At 68.2% G+C, this 9119-nt stretch carries 9 protein-coding genes; 6 read left to right on the forward strand and 3 right to left on the reverse strand.

Annotation, left to right across the window (positions count from 1 at the left end):
* Positions 1 to 70: 70 nt before the first annotated feature.
* Entirely contained in the window at positions 71 to 691 is a 621-nt protein-coding gene (locus I0Q12_RS18000; protein ID WP_197253213.1) for a hypothetical protein, read from the reverse strand.
* A 142-nt stretch (positions 692 to 833) separates the two neighbouring features.
* On the opposite strand from I0Q12_RS18000, the gene I0Q12_RS18005 reads away from it, so the two are divergent.
* The 6 genes from I0Q12_RS18005 to phoU all read left to right on the forward strand — a co-directional run bounded on the left by I0Q12_RS18005 (position 834) and on the right by phoU (position 7797).
* On the forward strand, positions 834 to 1289 hold the full coding sequence (locus tag I0Q12_RS18005) for a hypothetical protein (RefSeq protein WP_197253216.1): 456 nt from the start codon (positions 834 to 836) through the stop codon (positions 1287 to 1289).
* 128 nt (positions 1290 to 1417) lie between these two features.
* Positions 1418 to 2023, forward strand: a complete 606-nt coding sequence (locus I0Q12_RS18010) for a DUF937 domain-containing protein (RefSeq protein ID WP_197253218.1) — start codon at positions 1418 to 1420, stop codon at positions 2021 to 2023.
* Positions 2024 to 2293: 270 nt separating this feature from the next.
* Positions 2294 to 3247: an acyl-ACP desaturase gene (locus I0Q12_RS18015; RefSeq protein ID WP_197253220.1), complete on the forward strand. Its 954-nt coding sequence runs from the start codon at positions 2294 to 2296 to the stop codon at positions 3245 to 3247.
* Between the two features lie 136 nt (positions 3248 to 3383).
* On the forward strand, positions 3384 to 4526 hold the full coding sequence (dusB, locus tag I0Q12_RS18020) for a tRNA dihydrouridine synthase DusB (RefSeq protein WP_197253222.1): 1143 nt from the start codon (positions 3384 to 3386) through the stop codon (positions 4524 to 4526).
* 570 nt (positions 4527 to 5096) lie between these two features.
* Positions 5097 to 6992, forward strand: coding sequence for an LCP family protein (locus tag I0Q12_RS18025; protein ID WP_197253255.1), 1896 nt, complete (start codon positions 5097 to 5099; stop codon positions 6990 to 6992).
* 97 nt (positions 6993 to 7089) lie between these two features.
* The gene (gene phoU, locus I0Q12_RS18030; protein ID WP_197253224.1) at positions 7090 to 7797 is read left to right on the forward strand and encodes a phosphate signaling complex protein PhoU; all 708 of its coding nucleotides are present in this window, start codon (positions 7090 to 7092) and stop codon (positions 7795 to 7797) included.
* 96 nt (positions 7798 to 7893) lie between these two features.
* On the opposite strand, the gene pstB is transcribed toward phoU, so the two are convergent.
* Together pstB and I0Q12_RS33160 are read right to left on the reverse strand one after the other, a co-directional pair.
* Entirely contained in the window at positions 7894 to 8670 is a 777-nt protein-coding gene (pstB, locus tag I0Q12_RS18035) for a phosphate ABC transporter ATP-binding protein PstB (RefSeq protein ID WP_197253226.1), read from the reverse strand.
* Positions 8671 to 8724: 54 nt separating this feature from the next.
* On the reverse strand, positions 8725 to 9119 hold a 395-nt coding region (locus tag I0Q12_RS33160), incomplete at its 5' end, for a PstA family ABC transporter permease (RefSeq protein ID WP_231610941.1).

The raw sequence follows: 9119 nt of genomic DNA on the forward strand, positions 1-9119 counted from the left end.
CTGACTTTTAATCCGCAGGTCGTAGGTTCGAGCCCTACTGGGGGCACCGAGACGTGGCGGGCTGATCCGATCAGTCCGCCGCGTCGGACTTCCTCCTCTGCTCCAGCTCCCGCGCTTCCCGCTCGGCTGCCGCTTCCTTCTCGGCGCGCTGCAGTTCCAGTTCGCCGCGTGCGCGGCGCAGTTCGTCACCGCGTTTGCGGTGACGCATGCTCACGACGGCGGCGATCACGAACACCAGGGCCCCGAGGACGGCGCCGATGAGAGACGCACCCCGGAAGCCGGGACCGTCCACATCGAGGATCCGCTCCCCCGCGTGGGCCGCGTTGCCGCCGCCGAGCACGATGCTCAGAGTCATCAGATTCGGCACGGCGACCAGGAGCGCGACGATCGCGAGCACGATCTGCAGCCCGCGGTGATACCGCCAGTCGCGCACGCGCCACACCCACGACAACAACGCCAGCGGCACGAACGTGCACAGGAAGCCGAACATCAGGCCCCACAACGTTCCCCGCACCATCCCACCGTCGGCGAGGCCCGCGATCCGCTGGGCCCACCAGCGGGGCACGAACGCCGCGAGGACGAAGTAGAGGACGACCAGGGCCACCAGCCCCAGCAACACCCACGCGGTCCTCTTCACCCACTTCGGCGCGCCGGTCCGGGCGACCCCGGATTCGAGCGTCTCGTCCGACATGTCGCACCTTCCCTCTGTCCGTTTCGTGCGTATTCCACCCTACGGATCGCGGCACGGCCCCGCCTTTCATCCGGGAATCGGCGCCGAATTTGGATACCGTGTGGTCGCTCACGGAAACGATCCGACGATCGATGGGAGTGGCATGCGGAGTTTCGTCGACCTTGGTCTGTTCCTGTCCGCAATCGCAGTGGGGATCGGGACGTTCCTTCCCGTCGTCGGAGGCGTGCGGGCAACCGAGATTCCACTCGCCTCGCTGCGGGACGGTTTCGAGGGAGGCGACCTGAGCGCGCTCGCCGGCCCCGATCTGCCGTTGCACCTGTCCCTCGCATTGCCGTTGGCCGCAGCCGCGATCCTGCTGCTGGTCGCCGCACTGTTCGACTCGGTCGCGGCCGCGTGGGCCGGCGCGATCCTCGGCACCGCGGTCGTCGTCGTGCTGGCGGTGCGGGTGCAGCAGTCGTTCGGCGAGTACATCCGGGACAACCACAGCACCGTGCTCACGAACCAGAACGGATTCGTCCTACTCCTGAGCGGAACCGTGGTCGCACTGCTGTGCGGCCTGCTCTCCGTGCGCAGGCCCACAGCGCAGTCCGGCGTGTGATCGAGAACGGACATTCGGTACACGAACGACGCGCGCCGAATTTGCACGGCTGACGGGGAACGACTGGTTAGGCTTCGCCACAACGGGCAAATCGCATCCTGGAGCGCCCCTTACCCAGACAGGTTCTCATGGCAACTCTCGACGACCTTCTCTCCCAGATTCCTGTCGCTCAGATCGCGGAGCGGCTCGGCGTGGACCAGCAGACCGCGGAGACGGCCGTGCGCGCCGCACTGCCGACCCTCGTCGGTGGTCTCGACGCCAACGCGAAGGATCCGGCCGGTGCCGCCTCGCTGCTCTCCGCCCTGGACAACCACTCCGGTGACCTCGTCGAGGGCGGCGTGAACGTGGCCGACGTGGACACCGAGGACGGCAGCAAGATCGTCGCCAACGTGTTCGGTGAAAACAAGGACCAGGTCATCAGCACCCTCGGCGGCGTCAACGGCACCGGCGGCAACGAACTGGTCGCCAAGCTCCTGCCGATCCTCGCGCCGATCGTGCTGTCGTTCATCGCCAAGCAGCTCACCGGCGGCGGACAGGGCGCGACCACGGCGACGGCGTCGGCTCCGAGCCAGGGCGGCCTCGGCGATCTGCTGGGCGGTCTCCTCGGCAGCGCGGCGGGCGGTTCCGGCGGCGCAGGCGCACTCGGCGACGTTCTCGGCAGCGTGCTGGGCGGCAACGCCGGCAGCGGGCTCGGTGGCCTGCTGGGCGGTCTGCTCGGTGGCGGCAAGCGCTGACCACAGCACCTCCACTCGGGGCGGCGACATCGCGATGTCGCCGCCCCGAGTCGTTTCACGCTCGGCTTTCGTGCGTCCCGTGCATCACCGTGCGTCGTGGTCGGGATCGCCCACAGGAGCCTGTACCGTGTCCCACGGCACGTGATGTGATCTGAAGCACTCGTCGGAAACGCTGAGATGCGCGCCACCGATCGTGCCTACAGTGCGTCCGAACGCAACCTACGGTGCCGTAGGCTGGAGTGCGTCAATCAACCACGGAGGGAAATCGGAATGACGCGAGTCATGACTCAGCTGGAGCTACTGCGCGAGCTGGAGCCCGTAGCGGAGGCGAACGTCAACCGACACCTCTCCATGACACGCGACTGGCACCCCCACGACTACGTGCCGTGGGACGAGGGCCGCAACTTCGCGGCCATGGGCGGCGTGGACTGGGACCCGGAGCAGTCGCGGCTCGGTGAGGTCGCCAAGGCGGCGATGATCACGAACCTGCTGACCGAGGACAACCTGCCGTCCTATCACCGCGAGATCGCCGAGAACTTCTCCCGCGACGGCGCCTGGGGTACGTGGGTCGGCCGCTGGACCGCCGAGGAGAATCGGCACGGCATCGTCATGCGCGACTACCTGGTCGTGACCCGCGGTGTCGACCCGGTCGCGCTCGAGAACGCCCGCATGGAACACATGACCAACGGCTTCTCCTCGCCCGGCGACACCGGAATGCTGCACTCGGTCGCGTACGTGACGTTCCAGGAGCTGGCCACCCGGGTCTCGCACCGCAACACCGGCAAGGCGTGCGACGAGCCGATCGCCGACAAGATGCTCCAGCGCATCGCGGCGGACGAGAACCTGCACATGATCTTCTACCGCAACATCTGCGAGGCCGCCCTCGACGTCGCGCCCGTCCAGACACTGCAGGCGATCACCCAGGTTCTGAAGAACTTCCAGATGCCCGGTGCGGGAATGCCGAACTTCCGCCGCAACGGCGTGCTCATGGCCAAGCACGGCATCTACGACCTGCGCCAGCACCTGGACGATGTCGTCCAGCCGGTGCTGCGCAAGTGGAACATCTTCGAGCGCGACTTCGGGGCCGACGGCGCCGAGACCCTCGACGAACTGGGCACGTTCCTCGAAGACCTGGAACGTCAGGCCGTGAAGTTCGAGGAGATGCGCGACCGCTCGCTGGCCCGTGAGGCCGCGCGCCGCGAACGCGCCGAAGCCGCGGTCTGACCGCGGCAATTCCGTGCCGGTGGCGTCCACCGGATATCCTGTGCCCGGCACCGAACGATTTCGGTGCCGGGCACAGTTGCTCAGTTCGGGCGGAATCTCGCCCCTGCTTCCGACATCGTTTCTTTCCGAGGTTTGCATGTCCCGCCTTCGCATCGGCTCGCTCGAACTCGACAGTCCGGTCGTGCTGGCCCCGATGGCCGGGGTCACCAACGTCGCGTTCCGCACCCTGTGCCGTGAACTCGAGCTCGAACGCGCCGGCAGCACGTCGGGCCTGTACGTGTGCGAGATGGTGACCGCCCGCGCGCTCGTCGAACGCCATCCCGTGACGATGCACATGACGACCTTCGGTCCCACCGAAACGCCGCGGTCGCTGCAGCTCTACACGGTCGACCCCGACATCACGTACGCCGCGGCGAAGATGATCGTCGACGAGAATCTCGCCGACCACATCGACATGAACTTCGGATGCCCCGTCCCGAAGGTGACCCGCAAGGGCGGCGGTTCCGCGCTGCCGTACAAGCGCCGCCTGTTCGGCCAGATCGTCGCGGCCGCGGTCCGGGCGACCGAGGGCACCGACATCCCCGTGACCGTCAAGTTCCGCATCGGCATCGACGACGAACATCACACCCATCTCGACGCCGGGCGCATCGCCGCGGCCGAAGGCGCCGCGGCGGTGGCCCTGCACGCCCGCACCGCGGCCCAGCGCTACTCCGGCACCGCCGACTGGAACGAGATCGCGCGCCTCAAGGAACACGTCACCGACGTGCCGGTGCTCGGCAACGGCGACATCTTCGACGCCACCGACGCCGCGAAGATGATGGAACAGACCGGATGCGACGGCGTCGTCGTCGGCCGAGGCTGCCTCGGCCGCCCGTGGCTGTTCGCGGAGCTGTCCGCCGCGCTGAACGGCCGTGAGATCCCCACTCCCCCGGCGCTCGGGGAGGTCGCGCAGATCATGCGGCGTCATGCCCGGCTGCTCGCCGATCACCACGGTGAGGACAAGGGCATGCGGGAGATCCGCAAGCACATCGCCTGGTACATGCGCGGGTTCCCCGCCGGATCCGACCTGCGCAACGGACTCGCGCGCGTCTCGAGCCTCGCCGAACTCGACGACCTGCTCGGCCGCCTCGATCCCGACGTGCCGTTCCCGAAGGACGCCGAAGGGCCCCGCGGTCGCCAGGGCTCGCCCAGTGCGGTGGCCCTGCCCGACGGATGGCTCGACGACCCCGAGGACACCCTGGTGCCCGCCGGTGCCGACATGATGCATTCGGGCGGCTAGATCGCACAGGCGCATACCGGCGCCTGACGCGCCGGACCGGCGAAGATACCGAGCATTCCGTCGGACATCTCGATGCAATACTCGTCGGTCAGTATCATGGCGGGGTCGCCGACACGGCGGATGCAACGAGAAGCGGAACATCCGCGGAGAGGCGAGGGATCGGTGGGAGAGGAGCACGACTCGGGCCTGCCCGACTCTCGCGCTCCCTGGGAACGTCCGATCGCGCACACCGGGCGCGTGGAGCGGCAGGACCCCGACCAGCCGTATCGACGGCACAGCGCTCCCGAGGCGACGTCCCGCCGAACCGAAGGCCGCAACCGCAGGGCCGCGCAGCCCGGCGATTCCGAGCAGCTCACCGTCGCCGACCTGATGAACAAGGTGGGCCGCGACAGCGCTCCCGTGGAACGCCGCGAGCAGGCCGCTCCCCCACCCGATCGGACACCTGCGCCGACACCACCTGCGCCGGCACCACCTGCGCCGACACCGCCGGCGCCGATGCCACCCGTGGCCCGACGCGAACCGCCCGCGCCGGTACCGCCCCCGGTTCCGTCGGCACCGCCCATGCGGTCGATGCCCGTGTCCCGGCCGGTTCCGCCTGCCCGGCCCGCACCGTCGCCGCCGGAGTCGGCCGCCGAACAGACCCGGATCGCAGAACCACCCGGGGTTCCCGAACCAGCCCGGGGTGCCGCCCAGCCCCGGGCCGAGAGACCACCGGTCGTCGAACCACCGCGGGTCACCGCGACGACGCTGCCACCCCCGCGCCGGCCGCGCAGCGAACCGGTGGCTCCGGACGACGAACCGACCGTGCAGATCGAGGCGGTGGATCCGGGCGAGTCCGTCGAGCCCCCGGAACAGCCGGAGGAACGCACGGGCGCGGACACGCGGAAGCCGCCGGGCAGGACCGACGGGCTCAGCCGGCTCGCGCTCAGCAAACGCAGACGCAGGTCCCGGCTCGCAGCTCTGGGCCGGACAGGAGTTGCCCTCGCGTCGGTGCTGACCTTGGTCGGCACCGGCGGCATCTGGGGGTACATGCGGTCCACCGAGGCAGGCTTCTCCCAGATCGCCGCGCTGGACACCGAGTCCACCGACATCGTCGACCCGGTCGGGCAGACCGGCGACGAGACCTACCTGATCGTCGGTACCGACACCCGGGCCGGGGCGAGCGGCTCGATCGGCGCCGGCACGGTGGAGGACGCGGAGGGTGCACGTGCCGACACCGTCATCCTCGTCAACATCCCTGCGGATCGCAGCCGGGTCGTCGCGGTGTCGTTCCCCCGCGACCTCGATGTGGAACGTCCCGTGTGCCGCGGCTGGGACAGCGTCACCGGCGACTACTCGTCCGACATCTATCCGGAGGCCGAGGGCGACAAACTCAACGCGACCTACGCGCTGGGCGGACCGAAGTGCCTGGTGAAGGTGATCCAGAAGATGTCCGGTCTGAAGATCGGACATTTCGTGGGGATCGACTTCGCCGGGTTCGAATCCATGGTCGACGGGATCGGCGGCGTCGAGGTGTGCACCACCGCGCCGCTGATCGACGGCGAACTCGGTGAGATCCTCCCGAACGCGGGCCGGCAGACGCTCGACGGCCGGAAGGCATTGGACTACGTCCGCGCCCGCAAGGTCGAAGCCGAGGGCAACGGCGACTACGGCCGGATCGCCCGGCAGCAGAAGTTCCTGTCGTCCCTCCTGCGGTCGGCGCTGTCCAACAAGGTGCTGCTCGATCCCGGCAAGCTCAACGGCTTCATCAACGCGTTCACCCAGGCCACCTTCGTCGAGAACGTCAACACCGAGTCGCTGGTCAAACTCGGCCGTTCCCTGCAGAACGTCGACGCCGGTGCGGTCACCTTCCTGACCGTGCCGACGGACGGCACCAACGACTGGGGCAACGAGATCCCGCGCCTGGACGACATCAAGGCGATCTTCCAGGCCATCATCGACGACGAGCCGCTGCCCGGCGAGAAGCGGAACGAACCCGAACCGAGCGAAGCCGCGGCCGAGGCCACTACGGCGGCACCGTCGGCGCCGGCACCGGTGCTGCCGGCCCAGGAATTCGTCGACACGTCGTACATCACGCTGCAGGTGTCCAACGCGTCCGGTGAAGCCGGTCTCGCCGCGCGGACTGCGGAGACGCTGGGCGCGTACGGCTACTCCATCTACGCCGTCGGCAACTACTCCGGCACCAGCGCGCAGACGATCGTGCGGTTCACCCCCGGTCAGGAAGCCGAAGCCGCCACGGTCGCGTCGATGATCCCCGGTGCCGTGCTCCAGAAGCTGTCGTCCTCCGCCGATCGTCTCGGCGTCGTCGAGGTCGTGCTCGGGTCGGGCTTCGACGGCACGATCGCGGAACCTCAGCTTCCCGGCACGCTCCTGAAGCCCATGCCCGTCGAGGACGCACCCGCGGACGCGATCGAGCTTCCCGTCGATCTCGCGGTGACGAACGCCGGCGACGACTCCTGCAGCTGACCTGCTCTCATCGGGTGTCGGATTCGGATCGGTCGTTCATCGAGCATTCACCCAGCGCTCGTGACGTGGCCTTCTTACCGCCGTAGGCTTCGAGATTATGCGCGTCGCCTACAACGAACAGATGACAGAACTCGCCGATCTCCTCGGCGAGATGGCCGGCCTGGCCGGCCTCGCCATGGAACGCTCCACCGAGGCCCTCCTCCATGCCGATCTGCCACTGGCCGAGATCGTCATCGGTGAGCACGACAAGATCACCGAACTGAGTGCGATCTGTGAAGAGAAGGCGTTCGCGCTCCTTGCCCTGCAGGGGCCGGTGGCCGGCGACCTGCGAGGGGTTGTCAGCGCCATCCAGATCGTCGCCGACATCGACCGGATGGGGGCGCTGGCCCTGCACGTGGCGAAGGCCACGCGTCGACGCCACCCCAACCACGTGCTGCCGGAGGAAGTGAACGGCTACTTCGCCGAGATGGGGCGCATCGCCGTTGCCCTGGGAGCCGCCACCAAGGAAATCCTCGAGACCCGCGACCCCGAGCGGGCGGCGCGGCTGCACGAGGAGGACGAGGCGATGGACGACCTGCACCGGCACCTGTTCACGGTCCTGATGGACCGGGAGTGGAAGCACGGCGTCGCCGCCGCCGTCGACGTGACGCTGCTCGGCCGGTTCTACGAGCGCTTCGCCGACCACGCCGTCGAGGTCGGGCGCCGGGTCGTCTTCATCGTCACCGGCAAGCTGCCGACCGACGAGGACTTCCGCGCCTTCCGTGACAAGGTCGACCACCTGACGGTGTGCCCGGAGCAGCAGTAGCACGTGCGAAGGGGCCCGGCCGGAACAGTTCCGGCCGGGCCCCTTTTTCGTCGGCGCCTTCGGATACTGTGCGATCCAGGGCGTGTCTCCCAATCCTCAGCCGAAGCGACCGGAGATGTAGTCCTCGGTGGCCTTCTGCGTCGGGTTCGAGAAGATCTTCTCGGTGTCGTCGATCTCGACGAGCCTGCCCGGCTTGCCGGTGGCCTCGAGGTTGAAGAACGCCGTCTGGTCGCTCACCCGCGCGGCCTGCTGCATGTTGTGGGTGACGATGACGATCGTGAAGTCCCGCTTGAGTTCGGTGATCAGGTCCTCGATGGCGAGGGTCGAGATAGGGTCGAGCGCCGAGCACGGCTCGTCCATGAGCAGCACGTCCGGCGAGACCGCAATCGCCCGGGCGATGCACAGACGCTGCTGCTGACCACCGGACAGACCGCCGCCCGGCTTGTCGAGCCGGTCCTTGACCTCGTTCCACAGGTTCGCGCCACGCAGCGATCGTTCGGCGATCTCGTCGAGCTTCTTCTTGTCCCGCAGACCCTGCAGCTTCAGGCCGGCGACGACGTTGTCGCGGATCGACATCGTGGGGAACGGATTCGGGCGCTGGAACACCATGCCGATGGTCTTGCGCACACCGACCGGATCGACCGACGAGTCGTAGATGTCCTCGCCGTCGAGCAGCACCGACCCCTCGACGCGCGCGCCCGGAGTCACCTCGTGCATGCGGTTGAGCGACCGCAGCACCGTCGACTTGCCGCAGCCCGACGGGCCGATGAACGCGGTGACGTTGCGCGGGGGTACCGACAGCGTCACGTCGGACACGGCATGGAACTTGCCGTAGTAGATGTTGACGTCCTTGAGATCCAGACGCTTGGCCATTACCGGCTCCCTACTGGTGTATCGATCTGGGCGAGTTGAGGCATGGGTGTCGGCCTACTTGGCGGTGCCGACCTGCGAGAAGCGGCCGATGAGCTTGGCGGCGACGTTCAGCACCGCGATGACCAGGATGAGGGTCAGGGCGGCGCCCCAGATGCGCATGGAACCGGCTTCGGTGGGGTTGTTCATCTCGGCGACCATGACGCCCGGTAGCGAGCCCATCTCGCCGCCGAACAGGTTGAAGTTGATGAAGGGTGCGTAGCCGACCAGGATCAGCAGCGGCGCGGTCTCGCCCATGACGCGGGCAAGCGCGAGCATGATGCCGGTGATGATGCCGGGAAGGGCCGTCGGCAGCACGATGCGGGCGATGGTCTTCCATTTCGGGACGCCGAGGGCGTACGACGCTTCACGCAGGTCCTGCGGCACGATGCGGAGCATCTCCTCGGTGCTGC

Origin of the sequence: Rhodococcus sp. CX, assembly GCF_015865005.1 — a bacterium.
Classification (GTDB): domain Bacteria; phylum Actinomycetota; class Actinomycetes; order Mycobacteriales; family Mycobacteriaceae; genus Rhodococcus.